This is a genomic window from Leptolyngbya sp. GB1-A1 (assembly GCF_039962475.1).
GTDB lineage: Bacteria > Cyanobacteriota > Cyanobacteriia > Elainellales > Elainellaceae > Leptolyngbya_A.
In genome coordinates this window covers 45,036-65,482 of the sequence record NZ_JAMPLI010000001.1, presented here as the reverse complement: position 1 = coordinate 65,482, position 20,447 = coordinate 45,036, and the positions used below count along the sequence as shown (strand labels likewise).

Genomic DNA, 20,447 nt, shown 5'->3' with positions numbered 1-20,447 from the left:
CAGAGTTCATTGCCTGAATAAGGCTCGATCGAATCAAGCAGGTTTAGATTGTGCAGATTCAAACCATTGCTGAATAGCCCAAACTCTCTGACAGCCCAAACGAATCATGTAAGTTCACCATTAATCAACAAAATAGAGCAGAAAAAATGAGCCATTTAGTGAAAGTTGATCATGTAACCTATGCCTGCGCGAACGGAATGATTGAAAAGTGGGCATGGTTTCACATTGAAGTTGAAGGTGGAAAACTGATTACTCGAATTGACGATGTTGATCCCAGTAATCCTAGAAGCAGCATGAAGCTGTGGTGTATTGATTACGGGACGTTTGGGATCGCACTGGTGGAAGGCATTGATCGCGAAGAAAAGTCTCAAGTGACATTATTTGCTGAAAAGCATGGGGATCACAGTATTCAGCACGTTGCCTACGACACCAATAACCTGGACAGCTTCGCCGAGCGGTTACAGCAGTATGGCTGCGAGATCTTAGGCGAACCGATTTCTAAGCGTGATTCCTACGGGTTACTCAAGCAGCTTTTTTGTAAGGGATATTCCCAACTCAGCCCGGTCGAAAATTCTTTTGCAGAATATGTCCAGCGTCCCAAAAGTATGAAAGAAGAGCTTGAAGTCACCTTCTCGCAAAAGGCAGGGAAGGGATTTTATCGCCAAATCGAGGAAGCGATGGCACAGGGACAGCCTGCCATTTTCACAGCCTTCTCGAAAATGCCTGCGGATTGGCAGCCCCCTGCGATCGAGCTACCGAGCGCTGCTCAGAACGTTGAAGCAAATCAAGTAGCAATCCCGGCAACTCGATAAGGTCGATCGCATTTGATCCTGGGAGCGAGGCGAATCAGCGCTCCTTGTCCCAGGATTCCGTTGACGGCAGCGTTATTCTCAAACGGTATTTCTATGAATACACCTCAAAAACGTCGGCGGCTTGAACTAGTGCGAACGATCACCGTTGTAGGGGGACGGGGCACGATGGGACGTTTCTTTGTGGAGCGGCTCACGGCTGCGGGGCACCGGGTTCAGATTTTGGAACAAAATGACTGGCATCGCGCAGAGGCTCTGTTAGACGGAGCAGATTTGGTGTTGCTTTGCGTTCCCTTACAAGCGACGATCGCGGTGATTCAAAAAGTCGTTCCTTATCTGGCTCCAACCACCGTGTTGGCAGATATTACCAGTGTCAAGGCTCCGTTTCTGCAGGCGATGCTAGAGCATCATGCGGGACCAGTAGTGGGGCTGCATCCGATGTTTGGGTTTGGCACTGCCTCGTTTCAGTCTCAAACAATGGTGGTGTGTCCCGGACGGCAACCAGAAGCCCTTCAGTGGTTTTTTGACCTGGTTGAAGCAGAAGCGGGTCGCATTGTAACTTGTACGCCCGAAGAACACGATCGCATGATGATAGTGGTGCAGGCAATTCGCCATTTTTCCACGTTCAGTCTGGGCGTGTTTCTGGCAGAGGAAGGCATCGACATTGAAGATAGTCTCGATTTTGCCACTCCCTTATATCGGTCAGTGATTGACAGCATTCGCCGCCTGTTTGCTCAAGACGATTTTTTATCGCTAGAGCTGATGCTGGCTTCTCAGGATTGTGGCGATGCGATTCAGCGATTGGTGAACACTTCCGATCGCCTGTCTAAGCTCGTGGCACAAAGCGATCGCAAGGCACTGAGAACTGAATTTGAAATTGCTCGCCAGTCGTTTCAGCAACCAGAGCTTTACAATTCAGAGGAAGTTCTCAGCCGTTAGCAGTTAAGCACTTGCGTTAAATGAATCCGGCTGACGAACATTTCTGCGGGATACTTCTGCGGGATGTTGTCTCTCAATAAAAAACGAGAATTAACGAATCCGGCAAACTCCGCTATGTTAGAAGATTGCTGAGTCCCGTTTCTGCATGAACACCATTCTGTTCGTTGGCGCGATCGTCATTTTGTTTCTGCTGATTGGCTTCCTGCTGAAGGTGGTGCGGGCTGCCATCACAACGGCGATCGGGATTGTTCTAATTGTGCTGGTGTTGCAGTTTGGTTTTGGAGTGGAGGTTCAAGATGTTTGGGGAGAGGTAAACAACATTTGGGAGAACATCCTGCGACTATTAAGACGCAATTGAGTCAAAGCCGTCGTCTGTCCTCCCAGTTAGGCTGCTTCTCCTGGCTCAGATACGCTAAGCTTCGGTGGCTTCGGCAGTCTCAGCGGCTTCTTCGGTCGTTTCCGCTGCTTCAGCCAATTCCTCGATCGCAGGTTCTTCTTCCTTCACAACAGGCTTCACGGGTTTGGGACCACGCACAAATGCCATGTTGACTGGAGCCGGAGCTTCCCGATCGCCCCGACCACCCTTACCGCGACCTTTGCCGCGCTGCTCACGACCACCGGAGCGATTGTCCCGCCCGCCATTTTCTTGGTCTCCATCTCGATTCGATCGCTCTCCTTTAGGTTTGGGCTGCGGGCGAACCGTTCGGGTCTCAACCGTTTGGGTCTCAACCATTTGGGTCTCAGTTGATTCTCCGCCTTCGGCTGCGGCTGCCTGCCGTTCCGATTTTTTGATTGGACGCTCCACCATCTCTGCCTGCCTCGCCTGTTACAAATTCTTAATCTTTATCATACCCCGTACGGAGAACGGATTGCTCCACAGTTCTTCAAAGGAGGAATCGCACCCGCTCTGACCCGATTTTGAGCCTGGATAGTTTTGAGCCTGATAGCAATTTTTAAGGAGCCAAGATTGCCGAGGAGCTAGGAATGATTAGAGCGCAAAAGAACGGCTGAGGCGGCTCAGTGTTAGTGAAGAAAAACCCAGACACTAGACTTCCTATTTGCCAGGACTCAGCACACCGCGAACAGACGATACGGTGTAAGGAGAGTTAAGAGCTGGACAAAGCTGAGAGTATTTCGTGTCGTAGTGTTCAACCTCAAGGTAGTACATATTTTGAGGATGGGGTTTGTAAATAATAAAGTATTCCAGCAAAGAGAAGGTGGCTGCACACTCCAGGGGACCAACCATAAAGTCTTTATGTTGCCAATCTCGGCTCGATTGTGCCCACTGATTTAACTGTTCCGCACTGAGGCAGTAAAGGGCAGCATGAGGATTTTCGCACTCAGCGTATTTAAGGCCATCAATTTCAAAAGTGGATAGCCGATCCCATGCGATCGTCTCTCCAATGGTTAGGTCGATATACCGCTTGGTTCCTTCGTACATCTCATAGCGATTCGGATATAAAATTCCCCGTGGATCAGGGCAATGTTGATTGAAGCGAATGATTTTTTCCAGGAAAGAACTGTCGTGAATGACAATATCATCTTCGATGTATAAGAACCAATCAAAAGACTCAGATCTTCGAGCAATGAGCTTGTCCTGGACACTGTAGGGAACATAATAAGAGTCACAGGTTTGTTGGTCTTCGACGTGGATACGCTGCTGCTGGTATTGCGGCAGAAAATGAATAATGCTTCGTCCTGGTAAAGTTTGCACCAGGATCTCTAGATCGCAATGGGAGAAGCTGTCAAATAGCCCATCTAAAGCTTTTCTAAAACGTTCAATTTTTGCAGCTCCCCTTTGACGATCGCATGCTTCTTCAGGAGAAACAATATGAGCGATCCCCACCAGCACTTTAGGACGATAGGCGATAGGCTGCGTATTCTCTTTGAATAAATGTATTATCTTGCCGCGCTGATAAAAGAACATTAGTTTGAGTTTTTGACGCACAGCTCGCCATAGTCGTGCAATTACGGCAACCCCAAACATTAGCCCATGAAATAAGCGACTTTTCAGTGAAGAAGTTTGACGCATCTGCATAGTTAAGAAGGTAGATTTTACTTTGAGGACGTTTGAGAAGGGTATTAATTCGAGAAGGGTATTAAGCTACGCAAAAACTTAGCAAAAACGTAAATTCCAGTAGCTCAATTCATACCATTTCAAGGAGAGTTAAAAAAATGAAAACAGCGTAGATGCTCCTGTGTTTTTTTTGCTCTATTCTTTTTTGCTTTATTCCAATGAATGACAAGTGAACTGAATTATGAGTTAGTATGTGTTGCAGAACACCAAGTAGTGCAAGGCTTTAACTGACACGACAGCAGTGGCAAAGTCTACAGAACCAATGTATTGCAAATGCATTGCGAACAATGTTTTGCAGGCAACAGGTTATTCGAGAAGCGATAAGGCTATTGAAAAATGCCCAAATGAAATCCGGATGAAATTATGAACAACTCTACATTTTCTAGGAACTGATTTAGAGAGGAACTGATTTAGAGAGGAGTAGATGCCCTGGATTGATCCCTCAATTCCCCAATTCTGCAGGGTTTTGAAGCCAGGAAAAAGCTTTGTTCTCCCTGGGTATTGAGGTTTAGACTATCAACATAACTTCTCAAGCAGGTTCTAAGAGTCTTCCTTGAGACAGAAGCAGAAGCAAGATTGCTGGACAACGATTAGTATTAGTCTTGTCAGATAAAAACAGCGATCGAGCAAGATTGTTGACTGAATCAGCTGCGGCATGATTGAACCAGGCAACGCGAATTGATGAATGGGAGTTAGCAAGAAGCAATGCGATCGATTCGAGAATCAGTCATTGTCATTACCGGGGCATCGAGCGGCATTGGACGTGCGACGGCATTGATGTTTGCCCAGCAGCAAGCCAGGCTCGTTTTAGCCGCTAGACGGGAAGCCGCGCTGCAAGAAGTCGCAGAAACCTGTCAGGCAGCGGGAGCAACGGCGATCGTAGTGCCAACCGACGTGACGCAGGAAGACCAAGTACAAGCTTTAGCGCAAAGAGCGATCGACACCTTTGGGCAAATCGATGTCTGGGTGAACAATGCTGCCGTTTCCCTATTCGCCAAATTCGAAGATGCTCCCGAAGATGCGTTTCGGCGCGTAATCGAAACCAACTTGTTTGGCTATATTTACGGAGCACGGGCGGCAATGAAACAGTTTCGGCAGCAGGGCAGCGGCAATTTGATCAACGTTGCCTCGATCGTGGGATTAGGCGCACAGCCCTACACCAGTGCCTATGTAATCTCGAAGCACGGCATCCGGGCGATGGCAGAATGTCTGCGAATGGAGCTTCACCTTGACAACGCCTCCAATATCCATGTCTGTACGGTTCTGCCTGCGACAATCGACACGCCCATCTTTCAGCAGGCTGCGAACTACACCGGGCGCAAAGTCAAGGCAATGGATCCGGTTTATGCCGCAGATGATGTGGCGGACGCGATCATGGGTCTGGTGAAAAATCCGCAGCGAGAAGTAATCGTCGGCACAGTCGGCTATTTGATGGCACTGCAAAGCACCCTCACCCCTGACCTTTATGAGCGGATGATGGCAGAGCAAGTCGATAAAAACCACCTGACCGATCAGCCCATGATTCCCTCGGAAGGCAATTTGTTTGAGCCAATGCCCGAACACGCGAAGCTCAGCGGCGGCTGGAAACATACTGGAGAACTAAGCGAAATCCTCAGCAATCTGATCCCCAAAACCTGATGCTCAATTTCATGCAGTACGTTGATGTGATTGAGTAAATCAAGGGATATGAATTCTGTAAGGGTCGTTTGCAAACCACCCCTGGCGCAGAACTCCCTATCTGAGAATCCGATTTCCATTCAGCAATGCCGGATGATTAAGGATGATCGCCCCGAAATTTCCATTGGGAAAACATTCGGAAAAAAATCGTCCAACTTCCCCTTGCTCAAATCCTTGCTCAAAAAGTTCTACCCTTTCGCAGACGCAAACCTCTTACGAGATTTGTAGGCTAAGCATTAATTGCGTAACCCGTTAAAACTTGATTTCAGCAGGTTGAAATCAGTCAATACGCTGTCGTGCCGCAATCCACCAGCATTATCTTGAGAAACTAAAATGGCTCGCCACAACAGTCCCCTCTCCAACCTTGAGCAGCCTGCAAGACGGGCAGCATCCCATCCGTGGATTGAAAAACTGGCTCGATTGGGGTTTGCGGCAAAAGGCATTGTGTACTTTGTGGTGGGTTTGCTGGCAGCTCAGGCAGCTTTTGGCACCGGGGGCAAAACGACCGACTCCAGCGGCGCACTGTCTACGATCGTGACTCAACCATTTGGCAAATTTCTGCTGGCACTGGTGACGATCGGGTTAATCGGATATGCGCTCTGGCGACTCGTCCAAACCATTTTTGATCCTGAACACGCAGGCGAACCAACCAAAGCAAAACAAATCGCGCAGCGCATTGGCTACGGATTGAGCGCGATCGCCTACAGTGGTTTAGCCCTAACCGCGATCCGGCTGATCCTAGGGAATCCCAGCGGCGGCGGTAACTCGACTCAAGACTGGACTGCCCGCTTTATGGCGCAACCCTTTGGACGGTGGTTGGTTGGACTGGCAGGACTGGTCGTAATTGGCGTCGGGCTTGCTTACTTGTATGAGGCATTCAAAGCCAAATTTCAACGTCATTTCAACCTGAATCTGATGAGCGAAAGCGAGCGGCAGTGGACTAAGCGGCTTGGTCGGTGTGGTATCGCAGCGCGGGGGATTGTGTTCGGCATCATTGGCTTATTCCTGACGCTGGCGGCTCTGCGTCAAAATGCGAACGAAGCGAGAGGATTAGGCGGGGCATTGGCAGCTTTGGCAGCGCAACCCTTCGGCCCCTGGCTTTTAGGCATTGTGGCGCTGGGGTTGATCGCATACAGTATTTACTCGCTGATCGAGGCGCGGTATCGGCAGATTCGTCACCCATAACTTTGCCCGTGACTTTACCGTGAATGTGCGGAGGGCAATCGCACTCCTTAACATTCCTTCATATTTGCTAGATTAGAATCGATCGTCTGATTCGAGAAGAGTAATTCGAGAACAGTGATTCGAAAAGAGTAAGGGGAAACGTATGGAAACGTCGATCGCACTTCAGTCGCCTGATTCCCGCAATCAAATCGCTCAGTCAAGTCTACCTGCGGGTGGAACCGACCCCAATCGCTTTGACTGGTTTGAGGCATGGCATCCGGTTTCCTATATCGAAGATCTGGATAAAACCCAGCCCACGCCGTTTACCCTGCTCGACCTGGATCTGGTGATCTGGTGGGATAGTAAAACCGAATCCTGGTGCGTCTTAGAAGACAAATGCTCCCACCGTCTGGCGCCCCTTTCCGAAGGCAGAATTGCGGAGGATGGCCTGCTGGAGTGCCCTTATCACGGCTGGGCATTTACGGCAGACGGCGCGTGCGATCGCATTCCGCAGCAGCCTGCAGGTGGATCGGCAGAAACCTCGAAGCGTGCCTGTGTGCGATCGTTTCCAGCAACGGTGCAGCAGGGGTTGCTGTTTGTATATCCGGGCAAAGCGGAAAATGCTGATCGAGTAAAAGTCCCTCTAATTGACGCGATGGCAGAATCGCCCGATGAATGGGTTTGCCTCAACACCTTTCGCGATCTGCCCTATGATGCCCTGACGCTGCTGGAAAACGTACTGGATTCAAGCCATGTGCCGTTTACCCATCATCGATCGGTCGGCAACCGCAGCAATGCTAGTTCGGTTGAACTGGAAGTGGTCGAATCAGGCAAGCAAGGGTTTTCTGGAGTCTGGGAAGAAGGTCCGCGTCGGGGCACGCTGGGACGACAGACGAGCCGTTTTGTTGCTCCCAATTTTATGTGGCATGACCTGACCTCGAAACAGTTTGGGCGCACCATGACGGTGGTTTACGCGACGCCGATTCGCAAAGGGGAATGTCGCGTGTTTGCGCGTTTTCCGTTCAAGTTCTCGTCTAAAATTCCGGCTCTGGCAATTCGACTCACGCCGCGTTGGTATTCTCACATTGGGCAAAACAGCGTACTGGAAGACGACCAGATTTTTCTGCATCATCAGGAACGCTATCTGGAACAAATGGGGGGCGGGGCGAATGTGAGTAAGGCATTCTACTTGCCCACGAAAGCCGATGCCTTTGTATCTGCGCTACGGCAGTGGGTGAATCAGTTTCAGGCTGATCCCTTTCCGGGCGATCGTCTCACGCCACCCCTTTCAAAAGAAATTCTGCTCGATCGCTATCATTCTCATACCCAGCACTGCCAGAGCTGCCGAACTGCCCTCAGCAGGATTGAGCAAATCCAGACGGTAATCCTGTTTCTGGGAGCGATTGTTTGGCTGGGAACGCCTTTGCTTGCAGTTCTGCTGAATCAATCGGCAGCAATTCCGGTAGCAGTTTCCGTCGGCGTGAGCGGATTGGTGGGTCTGGGTTGGCTGGGTTTAAACCGACTGAAGCGGCAATTTTACGAAGGACGTGCGATTCCGCTCCGTAATTTGCCGGAGAAGCGGTCTGCTAAGGTGAAGGGATGATCCCTCCAGAAAAATACGCCTGAAACCCATGACTTCTGACCTTTCTGCCATTGCGGTTCTGCTGCCTCAACCTTTGCTCGATCGCCTGGAAACTCTGCGGCAGTCGCGTAACCTGGCATCGATCCAAGAGGCAGTGCTGATCGCGCTTTCAGACTACTTTGCGAGTCAATCTAATGCCTCAAAACCATCACTAAAAGAAAATTCCAGCCCGATCGAAGCGCGGCTTGCCCGCACAGAGGCACTACTGACCCTATTGAGCGATCGCCTGAACCGTCTGGAAGGTCATTCGCTGCCCCGCCCCCCGACCGCCGACATCTCAGACGGCATCGAAGATGAACCGGACGAAGTGCTGCAAAGCTTTCTGGAGCCAGAACGCCAATTCTCTTTTCCAGAAACTGCGAAGCAACCGCCAGAGGGTCGATCGACTTCTCATTATCCGGTTGGGGGAACGGCTCAGGATGCCGAAGTGGTTTCGTTTGGGCAAAATTTGGGCTGGGTGATTCAGCCAAACGGCAAAGTGCAGCCGCTCGCCTACGAAGAGATCGAAGAGGAACCCGACGAGATTCTGTACGATTTTCTCGATCAGTAAGGCAGGTACGACCAGAAAACAGGCACGACCAGCTTCGTCAGAACGAAAATCAGAATGAAAACCGGTTAGCCCAAGAAAGTTGAACGGATTGACACCTCTGAGCGATCGCTTCAATTCACCCAGTTAATTCACCCAGTGACCACTATCTACCCAAAATGCGATCGATATCGCTAGACCCACCGGATCGGGGAGCCACGCGTAGGGAGTTCCCATCTCTCGACAAACCCTCGTAGGCGAGTGGCTGGGTCAAGGTGAGTTTAGCGTCACCCGTGGAGACTAGACTGTCTGCGGGACGCTCGGTCATTAACTGCTGCATCGCGATCCTGCGATCGGGCATCGACGGCTGGTCGGGGTTAGGCTCTGCACCGGGGATACGCTCTAACACTGTCATTGCCCTGAGGCACCCTTCTGGCTCAAAGCCTGCCTGCGTCGCGTAGAGATAGCCGGCTTCATCGGCTTCAAATTCCTGCTGCCGAGCTGCGGCATCTAGCTTTTCATCCAGTTGAGCGATTTGGTTGTTATAGTCTTCCATCATCTCCTCAGTAGTGTCTTCAGGGCCGTCGATCGCTGCTCCTGCAACAGTACCCAACACGCTACCGCCGATCGCCCCTACCGGACCAAGGATGCCCAAAAAGCCGCCTAAGGTTCCTAAAACACTTCCTGCTGTCGCCGCATTTCTGGCTTGGTCTGCCATTTCCTGGCTTTGGGCTACGGCCTGCTGGCTAAGCTGTTCTGCCAGTTGCGCTTGCTGTTCTGCTCGTTGCTCCTCACCCAGGGCAAGGTGGCGTTTGACGTTATGCCCCATCTCTCGCCCCACAATGCAAGCGATCGCCGAAGAATCTCCTGCGAGTTGGTCTAACAAACCCCGATGCACTGCAACCAGATTGGGTTGAGCGGCAAAGGCATAGTTGTCGTAGGTAGGCACGATCTCGACTCTCCAGGGACTGGCATCTAATCCATTTGCCCGCGCAATGCGTTCTACAACTCGATAAAGCACATACATATCGCTAGGTAGCTCCTGCTGAGCGCGATCGTACAGAGTGCTTCCCGCTTGGGGCACGGGTGACAATTGCGCTGGGGGGCTAGACGAGGGCTGCACTTGCGGCGTGGGTGTTGATAACTGTGCCTGAGCGATCGGAGCGGTCACCGTCAAGCCAAGCACACACAGGGATGAAAGCCCTACCCATTTCCGGGTGAGACGTGCGAGTGTAATCATGTCAATCCTTCCAATTGAGCTGATGTTCTATTCGATAATGTTCTATTCGATAACAGTGCTAGCCGTAAGCACCCATATTTTTGAAGCTAAATAATGCCCTGAGAAATGATGCCCTTAGCAAGTCTAGCCCAGTCTACTGATGCCAGTCATCGTGTGCCAGTCATCGTTCGAAAAGACTTCACAGATTGAGATTTGGCAGGTTGAGATTTGCAGGTTGAGATTCGCAGATTGAGATTTACAGATTGATAGAGGAGGGCCTGCGGGAAGACCGAGGGGAGATAGCCATTACTCTAATTAGCGATCGGGGAAAATCGGGGAAGTTTTTAACTCTGCTTGACCGCTTTTGCATTCCCCTTGAGGATTGATTAAAGGTTAGACAAAAAATAGCAAATGTCTGGCATTGCCTCCGTTATATCCCCTTCTGGCACCCGGTTGTGGGGGACTTTAAAACGCAGCCCCATTTCTTATCAGCGATAATAGTCTCAGTGGATAAAAAGGTGAACATGGCAGGATTGGCAGACGTGCGATCGATCAATGCGCTGATTGTGGGCGCAAATCGCGGCATCGGGTTGGGATTCGTGCAAAAGCTGCTTCAGGATGAACGGGTCGATTACCCCGCCGGGGGAACTGCTTCGCATCGCATTTTTGCCGCCCATCGCGAACCTGCTACGCCGGAACTCAGTCAGCTCGCTCAGCAATTTCCGGGTCGTCTGACGCTTGTTGCAATGGATATTACCGACGAAGAACAGATTGCCGCAGCCGTTCAGCAAATCCGATCGCAGGTGAATCAACTACATTTCGTCATTTATTGCGTCGGACTTTTACACGATGACGAGATTCAGCCTGAAAAAGGACTTCAGCAAATTAAAGCAGAACCGATGCTGCGCTATTTTCAGGTCAATAGTATCGGGGCAATTTTGCTGGCAAAACATCTGTTGCCGCTTTTGAAGCATAGCGAAACCAGCATCTTCGCCAGTATCTCTGCTAAGGTTGGCAGCATCGGCGACAATCAACTCGGTGGCTGGTATGGCTATCGAGCTTCTAAGGCGGCACTGAATATGCTGATGAAAACGGCAGCGATCGAATATAGCCGCAAAAGTCCGAAGACGATCGTGGTCATGCTGCATCCGGGCACAACCGACACACAGCTCTCGAAACCCTTTCAGCGCAATGTGCCGCCTGAGAAACTGTTTAGCGTCGATCGCACAGTGAGCCAGCTTCTCAGCGTGATCAGCACCTTGCAGCCCGAACATAGCGGTCAGTTTTTTTCCTGGGACGGCAGCCCGTTGCCCTGGTAATTTATTTTGGCTCTCACTTGCCTGTTTAGCTCGCCTGGCTCAGTTCGCCCGTATTGAGCTGTTCCTGAAGCTTTTGCACCTGGGAAACCCGTCCGGCGATCGTGACCTGCTGGGGCTGAACGCGCACATACACCTTGCTCGATAGCCATTGACGCACCACTTTTTGAAACACAAACACTTCGTCGTCAATCTGCTCAACCTGCTGATAGCCCAACCCGGTCAGCCCTCTGTTCACCTGATTCAGAAGCGTCTGTTCATCATCAGCGGCGATCGGGCGAATCACGGTTCGGTTAAAGTAAGAGCCGATCGCCCCCACAATCACGCCGCCCACGATCGCAATCTGCTGCGGAATGCCGCTTTCCCGGCTGAGCTGAAACACAACCGAGCTGCCGATCGACAAAATCACGGCTGTATAAATGAAATAAACCAAGAAAGTTCCTGCCCCACCAAGACCAACACGCATAGATCGAATTCCTATCGCTGCTAAAATTCAGGCTTTTTCAAACTTGCTTCGATCGTCCCGCTTTCCCTTTCCGCTGCCATCCGTCCTTCTGCTCATCCTCATATCAATTCGGGCGGTGTCCATTTGAAATTCTAAATGACTTCCCTACACCCGCTCCACCCCGACCGCCGTTCCGCCTCCTGTTCCATGACAAATTGATGCAATGCCGAATTGTTGATTGCGTTCCTGTAGCGCGTTTAATAGCGTCACCACGATTCTGGCTCCTGATGCACCGATCGGATGTCCTAAAGCGATCGCTCCGCCGTTCACGTTGAGCTGTTCAGGAGAAATTTTTAATAGATGGTGAAACAGTAAACTGCTGACTGCAAAGGCTTCATTATTTTCAAATAAATCAATGTCCGCGATCGTCATATTGATTTGATCCAGCAGCTTCTTTACTGCCCAGACTGAAACTTCGGGAAATCGCCAGGACTCGCCTCCGGCCATTGTGCCACCCAGCACTCTAGCGATCGGTTTTAGCCCGTAGCGATCGATCGCAGATGGGCTAGCAAGCAGCAACACCGCCGCACCGTCTGTAAGCTGACTGCTATTTCCGGCAGTGAGTACCCCTGCTGGCTGAAAGGCAGGACGCAGCCGTGCCAAACTTTCCAGCGTTGTATCAGGACGAATGCCCTCATCTTGATCGATCGTCTGGAGGATCTGCTTGCTCTGTACTGTAACCGGGGCAATTTCTCGCTGAAAAGTGCCTCGCGCCTGAGCCGCTACCGCTCGCTGATGAGAGTGAAACGCAACCTCGTCGAGTGCCGCACGGCTAAATCCATAGAATGCGGTCAATCGTTCTGCCTGTTCGCCCATGCCTTCTCCTCGCGTGGCATCAGTCAGTCCGTCGAGCAGCAAAATATCAGACAGCGATTCTGGCGCACCCAGCAAGGTTTTATAGCCCCAGCGAGCGCGATGCGACAGGAAAAAACCTGCTTGAGACATCGACTCAATGCCTCCTGCCAGCACCAGATCTGCCTGACCCGTTTGAATCATCATCGTGGCGTTGAGCAAACTCATCATGCCAGAGGAACACACCATGTCGATCGCATACCCATTGACTTCCGGGGGAATGCCCGCTTTGAGAGCCGCCTGCCGGGGAATATGCTGTCCGTGTCCTGCCCGCAGCACGTTGCCCAAGATGTAGCAATCGATCGCCTCCACTGGAACATTAGCTTGGGTCAGCACTGCCTGAATTGCCTGCGCTCCCAGTTCTGCCGGAGAAAGGCTAGAAAGACTGCCGCCAAAGCGTCCGAGGGGGGTGCGGGTAGCGGCGATGAGGTAGGTATTGGAAGGCATGGTGGGGAGGAGATTTAGGGGGCAATAATGTTTAAGGGCGAGGGGTCAGGGTTTCAGAAGGGGAAACGGTTTGGGGTGAGGAAGGGTCGAGCACAGGATGGGATAATCGGTATCGATCGCGCATGACTCGCCGCATAATTTTTTGAGAAGCGGTGCGGGGGAGAGCATCGACGATGACAACATCATGAATTTTGAATAGCGGATTGAGCTGTTGGCGCAGGGTGGCTTGCAGCAGGGATTTTAGGTCAATCGCACTCAGGGTAACTCCGGGCGCGACTACGGCGTAAATCACAAGCTGGCAGGGTCCGCCATCGGCAGGGGCTACGGCGATCGCGGCAACTTCAGCAACGGCTTCGGGTTGAGTCAAAACCCGCTCGATTTCGGCAGAGCTAACTTTGATACCGCCTAAGTTCATGGTATCGTCGCTGCGACCGTGGGCGCGATAATAGCCGTTTGAAAGCCGCTCAATGCGATCGCCGTGCCGTCTTAAAGGAACATCCATTCCGGGAACGGTGGGGATATCGGCAAAGTAAACTTGATGATGATCTTTATTTAATAGCTCGGTGGATAATCCGATCGACGGTGGAATAATAAATGCTTCACCCTGTGAAGATGGACTATCGCATTCATCCAGAATAACAAAATCTAAGCCAAGTGCAGGTGTGGTGAAGGTTGCGGGAATACAGGGCTGAATGACAGTTCCAGTGATGTAGCCGCCGCCAATCTCCGTGCCGCCGCAGTATTCGACGATCGGTTTATAGCCAGCCAGCGACATCAGATACAGCATATCGTCGGGATTGGAGCATTCTCCGGTTGAACTAAAGGTTTTGATTGCGCTCCAGTCTAAGCCTGCCATGCAGTTTGTGGTTTTCCAGGCGTTCACCAAACTGGGAACGGTTCCCAGCATCGTCACGCCTGCCGCCTGAATAAACTGTCCGTAAGCTCGTGTAGTAGGTGCGCCATCGTAAAGGGCGATCGTCGCTCGGTTAATCAGGGTGGCATAAATGAGCCACGGTCCCATCATCCAGCCCAAATTGGTAGACCAGGCAACCCCATCGCCGGGATGAATATCGTGATGCAAATGTCCGTCTACCGCGCACTTGATCGGAGTTGTGTGCGTCCAGGCAATGGCTTTCGGTTCTCCGGTCGTTCCCGAAGAGAAAAGAATATTCGTGGGGGCAGAGGGCGAAACGGCGATCGCCTCAAATTTTCCATCGCGGCTGATAAATTGCGCCCAGTTCAAATCGTCTGGACGCATTGTTAAAAAACATTCGCGACGACACAAAACGATCGCCCTGGGTGCATCCGCCTCCATGACCTTGGCGTAGAGGGGCAGCCGTTTGCCGCCGCGCAGCACTTCATCCTGAGTAAAAATCGCTTTTGCTTTGGCGATTCGTAGCCGGGCTGCAATTTCAGCCGGGGCAAAGCTATCGGCGATCGAGACCACAACGCATCCGGCTTTAATAATTCCCAGATAAATTGCGACCGACTCTGCGGTCATGGGCAAAGCGACGGCGATCGGATCTCCGGGCTTAAATCCAGCATTCACCAGACCATTCGCCACTTGATTACTGGTCGTATTCAGTTTGCCGTAAGTCCAAATGTGTCGCCATTCCTCCTCTTCAGATTGAAAAACGATCGCAATTTGATTCTCAGATGCTTGAAAACAGCTTTCAGCAATATTCAGCCGCGCATCAGCGAACCATTCAGGATGTTCTATCTGCGCTAGATTTGCAATTTGCTCATAGGGCTTCTGAAACCGGATGTTGAGCCGTTGAATCATTCGTTCCCAGAACTGCGATCGATTCTGGCTACTCCACTGATGTAAATCAGCATAGGAATTAATTCCCAGTTCATGCATCAGAGCCGTAAGGTTTGCAGACTCAATTTCAGTCTGAGAGGGTATCCAGGCAGGTGCAAAATCACGGTCGGCAAAAATCGTTTGATACAGCAGTCGATGCAGCGCAAAGGGCAGATTTGACGTGAGGACATCCTGGGTAAGCCGCTGCCAGCAGTCTACCGGGGAAAGGTCTGCAAACTCGTTTCGCAGCCGAGCCAGGATTTGTGCCGCCGCCGTTTTGTCAATGCCGCAGTCAATCAGCTGCTCAAGCGACAGATTCATTGCCGATCTGCTCCTGTCGTTTGCAGCAAACAATCCAGTTGATCTGGCTGATGCCGATCGCGATCGAGTCCTTCCCAGAAGACAGCAATTGCTTCTAGAATTTCTGCGCCACCCTGCAAAAATTTAGCGCGATCGAAATTGGGCTGGAAATAAACTTCTTCCAGTTCTTCGAGCGTGTGTCCGGCGTGTTGTCCTTCGACGCGATTGTGCCAGGTAAAGAAAGCAAGCCGAAGCTGCGAATGGCGACTTTGTTTGATGCGAGAAAGCCCGTCTTCGAGTTCCTGCCAGAATCCGGCAGCTGCCCAGTTTTCTACCGCAAAGCTGGCTCCTTCGGCAAGGTTGGGGTCATCGCTGCCATAGAGCCGAATCAGCTCATCGCAAAAATGCAGCGTCGAAGGGCTACCGTGCTTGCGTTTGCCGATGTCTTCAAAGGTAAGTCCAACGCCCGCAGCTACATCAGTGAGCCACTCGAAATGAGCAGCCTTAAAGCGACAAATTCCCCCGTCTACGGTTCCCTCAATGCTGACCAATTCTGGATCGCCCTGCCGATCTTTTTCTTCGTCGCTTAAGTCGGAAGCGGTCACTTTTGCATCGGGTTTGCGATAAATCACGCCCAATTCATTCAAGAGAATTTCTCGGCTCGATCGCGACTGTTGTAGGGTTTGAGCATTGATAATTTTCTGCAGCGCAGCAATTAAAAACTGATTTGAAAAAACAGAGAACTGCTGAATAAAATTCTTTAATTCTGCATCAGTCGCTTCACCTCGTTGAAACCAGCGCGTATAGGGATTGTTCAAGATAATCCGATGATGCAGCATTCGATCGACTTTCACAAGAAACTGCTGAAAATTCTCAACTTGTGCGGCAGACAGTTCTCCTTGCTGAAGACGGGTTTGAATGCGATCGGAGATCGTCAGCGAATTGGGTTTAGATATGGTGGAGGTCATATTAACGTCCTTTCCAGCCTGATGTTGAATGATTCTTGATCTGTAAAATCTTGAGAGAAGAATTGAATTTTGTAGGATCTATTAGGATTTATTAGGCGAAGCCGTAACAGATTCAATTTTGTGAGTTCCAGTTAGAATGATGCGCTGCGCTGCGCAAATGCAGCCTACGCATTCACCCAGCTATAGAAATAGTTTTGATCTTCTAATTGGGCAGCAACCTCGGTTAGCCGCAGCGGACGAAACGTATCAATCATCACGGCATATTCATTCGTTTCTTGTTTACCGATCGATCCTTCATACGTGCCCGGATGCGGACCGTGGGGAATGCCGCCCGGATGCAGCGTCAACGAGCCGCGATCGATGCCTTTGCGCGAAATAAAATTGCCCTCGACATAGTACAGCACTTCGTCAGAATCAACGTTGGAGTGATTGTAGGGGGCAGGAATGGCAAGCGGGTGATAGTCTACCAGGCGCGGCACAAACGAGCAGATGACAAATCCAGGCGCGGCAAAGGTTTGATGCACAGGCGGCGGCTGATGGATGCGTCCGGTAATCGGTTCAAAGTCGGCGATGTTGAGCGCGTAGGGATACAAATGACCGTCCCAGCCCACCACGTCGATCGGGTGACGGTGATACAAATAGCGGGTGAGGTGGCCTCTGGCTTTGACCCGCACTTCAAATTCGCCTTCGTCATCGTGGACGATCAGCGTTTCCGGCGGACGAATATCGCGTTCGCTATAGGGAGCGTGTTCGAGAAACTGGCCGTAGCGGTTGAGGTAGCGGTGCGGCGGCTCCAGGTGTCCATAGGTTTCAATCACCAGCATCCTCTGTTCCACGTCCCTATCCGGCAAAATCCGCCACAGTACGCCGCTCGGAATCACCAGATAATCGCCCGCTCGATAAGGCAAAGAGCCAAACTGACTTTCTAAAACCCCTGTGCCGTCATGGATAAAAATTACCTCATCCCCATGAGCAAACCGATACCAGTAAGCCATCGGCGCGGTTGGACGGGCGATCGAAATTGCGATGTCCTGATTGCCCATCAAAGGCAGGCGTGACTCGATCGCATCTCCCCCGGCAGATAAGCCGATCGTTCGCAAATGATGGTGATGCAGTGCTTCTGACTGATAGGAAACCTCAATAGACCGCTGCTCCAGAACTTTGTAAACCTGCGTGGGTGGATAGCGGTGATACAGCAAAGACTGAATGCCAGAGAAACCCTGTGTGCTGATCAGCTCCTCATGGTACAGCGACCCATCCGGCTGGTGAAATTGGGTGTGGCGTTTGTGCGGAATTTGCCCGAGCTTGTAGTAATAGGTCATGGTGTAGACTGCCTCCGCCGCTTGCTGATTTGCCGCTGTAAAGCCCTAGGTAAAGCCCTGGCTCTATAAATTTCCTCTCAATGCCTGCTCTCGCTCGATCGCCTCAAACAAAGATTTGAAATTGCCTTCGCCAAATCCCCGTGCTTTGCGCCGCTGGATAATTTCAAAAAACAGCGTCGGACGGTCTTGCAGCGTTTGGGTGAAAATTTGCAGCAAATAGCCTTCTCGATCGCGATCGACTAATATCCCTAACCGTGCCAGTTCATCGATCGGTTCATCAATTTTGCCCACGCGCTGTTCCAGGTTGTCGTAATACGTTGCGGGAACCTGCAAAAACTCTACGCCTGACTTTTGAAGCTGGCTCACCGTCTCGATAATGTCGTCGGTGGCGAGGGCAATATGCTGAATTCCTGCCCCCTGATTGAACTCCAGAAATTCTTCGATCTGCGACTTGCGTTTGCCGTTGGCAGGCTCATTGATTGGAAACTTAATCGTGCCTGTGCTGTCCTGCATCACGCTCGATGTTAATGCCGAATACTCGGTCGAGATTGCCTGATCATCGAAGTGAACCAGCATCTCAAAGCCCATTGTTTTCGCAAAGAACTGCACCCACTGCTCAAGCTGCCCCAGTTCCACGTTGCCTACAATATGATCGATCGCCTTTAAGCCTGCCCCCGATCGGTTGAACTGCATGGACTCACAGAGCGCAAATCCAGGTGCGAATCCGCCTGCATAGTCGCTGCGATCAACAAACTTGATCAGGATATCCCCGTAGGCATGAATTGCGGCATAGCGAAAGACTCCGTAGCTATCTTCTGCTTCTGTTGGCTCGATCGCCCCGATCGCCCCCCGTGAGGTTGTGATATCGTATGCCGCTGCCGCATCTAAAACTTCCAGCCCAATCACAGCAGCATGATCACCGTGCCGCATTACGCCCTGAGAAACCACATGACCAGCCTTTAAACCACTGCTCAAAATAAACCGAATGTTGCCCTGCTCCATGACATAGGAAGCAACTTCCCGGCTGCCGGTCTCCAGCCCGCGATAGGCAGTATTCACAAACCCAAACCTGCTGGAATAAAAACGTGCCGCTTGCTTAGCGTTACCCACGTAAAACTCCAGATGATCAAATCGCTGAATGGAAGGGCTGCTCATGGGAATACTCCTGTTACTTCTACGACTACCCTGAATTGAAAACTATCTTGAATTGCAAACTAATCTTTAGAGCAACAAAATCCGATTTCAGAATTTGTAAGTTCGCCTATACTCCTGCCTGAACTATACGTATCTAAACTATATGTACCTAATGTACCTAAACTATGAGTGACTGAGCTATATGGGCCTAAACAGAAAATTTAGCAGAATGAATCAAAATAATTAAAGTAGAAGCTCTAGATTAATAGGATGAAAACCAATAACCTAGATAAGAAATGAAAATTTGAGAACTGAGGCAGCTCTAGAACAATTCAAATCATAAATTCGCCTCGTGATTCAGTAACAGCGAATTGATAAAACTAGCTGAAAGTCTATTGTATTATTTCTATATATTAGAAATAAAATGTTTTTCTAGAAATATTCTCAAACAATCCCTTTTTGTGAACGATTTTAGTAATCAATCTCAGTCAGCAATCTCAGCTATCCGTAGATGCTCGATAGATACTCGATCGCTGATCAAAAATTAATCGTTCATAACACTCCTATCTCTATTTTGGCAATAAGGAGGGCTGGCTTAACCTCCTTCCCCAGGGGGATCACAGATGCACCCAAAGAGCGATTAACTATAGATGAACAATATCATCAGATGAATCTCATAATCGATTCTAGCGATCGTCTGATTGACTCGATCGCTCTATGCAAATTGCAATTCATCCCTGAACATAAGCAAAATCAATAATGCTGGCATCGCTGAAAACATTGGTGAGCGCGATCGTTGATTATGCTGGGCTTTTTCCGCCAGCGAAACTTGATCTGCGATCGTCAATGCAACGCTACGCTCAAAGTGCTGCTACCCCCGATCGCTGGATGCTGTCTCGTTTTGTGCTGCCTGCTGCCCACTTGGAAGAACTTTATGCGATCGTTCCCGAATTGCCCCTATCCCAATGGTCGCTCAGCCTGGTGGTCAAGAATCTCGAAGAAGTGGAGCAGGCTTTTGCACTGCAAACCGATCGTCTCACCCTAAAAAACGCTCCCCCTTCCGTCAAAATTGCCGCCCTCGAATTCACTCCGCGATCGCCCAGCGAAATTTCTGCCCTGATCAATCAACTGCCGCCAGACCTCGACGCATTTTTTGAGATTCCGCTTGATTCGTCTTTCACAGACTCGATCGCTGTTCTGCAAGGAACTGCTGCATCCGTCAAAGTTCGTACTGGAGGCCTGACAGAAGCCGCTTTCCCGATCAGTAAACAGCTTGCCGAGTGGATCTGTGCCTGTGCCCAAGCCAACGTTCCTTTCAAAGCGACGGCGGGACTGCATCATCCTTTTCCTGGTACGTACCGTCTAACCTACGAACCCGATAGCCCGACTGCCCGAATGCACGGATTTATGAATGTCGCAGTTGCCGCTGCCTTTGCCTACAGCCAGGCGATCGATCAAGAGGAGATCATTCAACTATTAGAAATCAATTCCTTTTCAGATGCTCTTTCAGATGCTCTTCAGTTTGAAAATGATACATTGATTTGGAACAACGATCGAGAGAAACGCCAGCTTGATTTAAGCGAAATTCAAAAGTCAAGACAACGCTTCTTTCGCTCCTTCGGCTCCTGCTCATTCCAAGAACCAGTCGACGACTTGAAAAAGCTAAATCTAATCATCCCCTAACTCCTTTTCTGTTACCTAACTTTCCACCCATCTTCCCCACAGATTCTCCCCAGGCAATCACAGCAA

18 protein-coding genes are annotated in these 20,447 nt (G+C 50.5%); 9 read left to right on the top strand and 9 right to left on the bottom strand.

Going from position 1 to position 20,447, the window contains the following annotated elements; genetic code table 11:
- Window positions 1–146 precede the first annotated feature (146 nt).
- The 3 genes from NDI45_RS00285 to NDI45_RS00275 all read left to right on the top strand — a co-directional run bounded on the left by NDI45_RS00285 (window position 147) and on the right by NDI45_RS00275 (window position 2,106).
- Window positions 147–812, top strand: coding sequence for a hypothetical protein (locus tag NDI45_RS00285; protein ID WP_348245733.1), 666 nt, complete (start codon window positions 147–149; stop codon window positions 810–812).
- A gap of 93 nt (window positions 813–905) precedes the next feature.
- Window positions 906–1,748 (top strand): prephenate dehydrogenase/arogenate dehydrogenase family protein, encoded by an 843-nt coding sequence (locus tag NDI45_RS00280; protein ID WP_348245732.1) that lies wholly within the window; start codon window positions 906–908, stop codon window positions 1,746–1,748.
- A gap of 145 nt (window positions 1,749–1,893) precedes the next feature.
- A complete protein-coding gene (locus NDI45_RS00275; protein ID WP_190791471.1) occupies window positions 1,894–2,106 on the top strand; it encodes a hypothetical protein in 213 nt (70 codons plus the stop codon).
- Between the two features lie 54 nt (window positions 2,107–2,160).
- Here the strand turns inward: NDI45_RS00275 and NDI45_RS00270 are convergent, their stop codons facing one another.
- Together NDI45_RS00270 and NDI45_RS00265 are read right to left on the bottom strand one after the other, a co-directional pair.
- Window positions 2,161–2,556, bottom strand: coding sequence for a hypothetical protein (locus tag NDI45_RS00270; RefSeq protein ID WP_190791470.1), 396 nt, complete (start codon window positions 2,554–2,556; stop codon window positions 2,161–2,163).
- Between the two features lie 246 nt (window positions 2,557–2,802).
- Complete coding sequence (locus NDI45_RS00265; protein WP_190791469.1) at window positions 2,803–3,780, bottom strand: hypothetical protein; 978 nt, start codon at window positions 3,778–3,780, stop codon at window positions 2,803–2,805.
- 750 nt (window positions 3,781–4,530) lie between these two features.
- Here NDI45_RS00265 and NDI45_RS00260 point away from each other — a divergent pair.
- The 4 genes from NDI45_RS00260 (at window position 4,531) to NDI45_RS00245 (ending at window position 8,858) form a co-directional block, all read left to right on the top strand.
- Window positions 4,531–5,463: an SDR family oxidoreductase gene (locus tag NDI45_RS00260; protein WP_190791468.1), complete on the top strand. Its 933-nt coding sequence runs from the start codon at window positions 4,531–4,533 to the stop codon at window positions 5,461–5,463.
- Between the two features lie 372 nt (window positions 5,464–5,835).
- Window positions 5,836–6,687 (top strand): DUF1206 domain-containing protein, encoded by an 852-nt coding sequence (locus tag NDI45_RS00255; RefSeq protein WP_348245731.1) that lies wholly within the window; start codon window positions 5,836–5,838, stop codon window positions 6,685–6,687.
- Window positions 6,688–6,829: 142 nt separating this feature from the next.
- The gene (locus tag NDI45_RS00250) at window positions 6,830–8,269 is read left to right on the top strand and encodes a Rieske 2Fe-2S domain-containing protein (protein WP_348245730.1); all 1,440 of its coding nucleotides are present in this window, start codon (window positions 6,830–6,832) and stop codon (window positions 8,267–8,269) included.
- A gap of 28 nt (window positions 8,270–8,297) precedes the next feature.
- On the top strand, window positions 8,298–8,858 hold the full coding sequence (locus tag NDI45_RS00245) for a hypothetical protein (protein WP_348245729.1): 561 nt from the start codon (window positions 8,298–8,300) through the stop codon (window positions 8,856–8,858).
- Window positions 8,859–9,000: 142 nt separating this feature from the next.
- Here NDI45_RS00245 and NDI45_RS00240 read toward each other — a convergent pair whose 3' ends face one another.
- The gene (locus tag NDI45_RS00240; protein ID WP_348245728.1) at window positions 9,001–10,074 is read right to left on the bottom strand and encodes a M48 family metalloprotease; all 1,074 of its coding nucleotides are present in this window, start codon (window positions 10,072–10,074) and stop codon (window positions 9,001–9,003) included.
- Between the two features lie 503 nt (window positions 10,075–10,577).
- On the opposite strand from NDI45_RS00240, the gene NDI45_RS00235 reads away from it, so the two are divergent.
- The gene (locus tag NDI45_RS00235) at window positions 10,578–11,372 is read left to right on the top strand and encodes an SDR family NAD(P)-dependent oxidoreductase (RefSeq protein WP_190791474.1); all 795 of its coding nucleotides are present in this window, start codon (window positions 10,578–10,580) and stop codon (window positions 11,370–11,372) included.
- A 25-nt stretch (window positions 11,373–11,397) separates the two neighbouring features.
- Here the strand turns inward: NDI45_RS00235 and NDI45_RS00230 are convergent, their stop codons facing one another.
- The 6 genes from NDI45_RS00230 to hppD all read right to left on the bottom strand — a co-directional run bounded on the left by NDI45_RS00230 (window position 11,398) and on the right by hppD (window position 18,719).
- On the bottom strand, window positions 11,398–11,835 hold the full coding sequence (locus tag NDI45_RS00230) for a hypothetical protein (RefSeq protein WP_190791463.1): 438 nt from the start codon (window positions 11,833–11,835) through the stop codon (window positions 11,398–11,400).
- A 144-nt stretch (window positions 11,836–11,979) separates the two neighbouring features.
- On the bottom strand, window positions 11,980–13,173 hold the full coding sequence (locus NDI45_RS00225; RefSeq protein WP_190791462.1) for a thiolase family protein: 1,194 nt from the start codon (window positions 13,171–13,173) through the stop codon (window positions 11,980–11,982).
- A 31-nt stretch (window positions 13,174–13,204) separates the two neighbouring features.
- Window positions 13,205–15,295 carry an AMP-binding protein gene (locus tag NDI45_RS00220; RefSeq protein ID WP_190791461.1) on the bottom strand — a complete coding sequence of 697 codons (2,091 nt, stop codon included), beginning with the start codon at window positions 15,293–15,295 and terminating at the stop codon, window positions 13,205–13,207.
- On the bottom strand, window positions 15,292–16,242 hold the full coding sequence (locus tag NDI45_RS00215) for a hypothetical protein (protein ID WP_348245727.1): 951 nt from the start codon (window positions 16,240–16,242) through the stop codon (window positions 15,292–15,294). The genes NDI45_RS00220 and NDI45_RS00215 overlap by 4 nt, the downstream gene beginning before the upstream one ends.
- Window positions 16,243–16,406: 164 nt before the next feature.
- Window positions 16,407–17,564 carry a homogentisate 1,2-dioxygenase gene (locus NDI45_RS00210; RefSeq protein WP_348245726.1) on the bottom strand — a complete coding sequence of 386 codons (1,158 nt, stop codon included), beginning with the start codon at window positions 17,562–17,564 and terminating at the stop codon, window positions 16,407–16,409.
- 63 nt (window positions 17,565–17,627) lie between these two features.
- Window positions 17,628–18,719 carry a 4-hydroxyphenylpyruvate dioxygenase gene (hppD, locus tag NDI45_RS00205; protein WP_348245725.1) on the bottom strand — a complete coding sequence of 364 codons (1,092 nt, stop codon included), beginning with the start codon at window positions 18,717–18,719 and terminating at the stop codon, window positions 17,628–17,630.
- A 738-nt stretch (window positions 18,720–19,457) separates the two neighbouring features.
- Here hppD and NDI45_RS00200 point away from each other — a divergent pair.
- Window positions 19,458–20,381, top strand: a complete 924-nt coding sequence (locus tag NDI45_RS00200; RefSeq protein ID WP_348245724.1) for a hypothetical protein — start codon at window positions 19,458–19,460, stop codon at window positions 20,379–20,381.
- Window positions 20,382–20,447 lie beyond the last annotated feature (66 nt).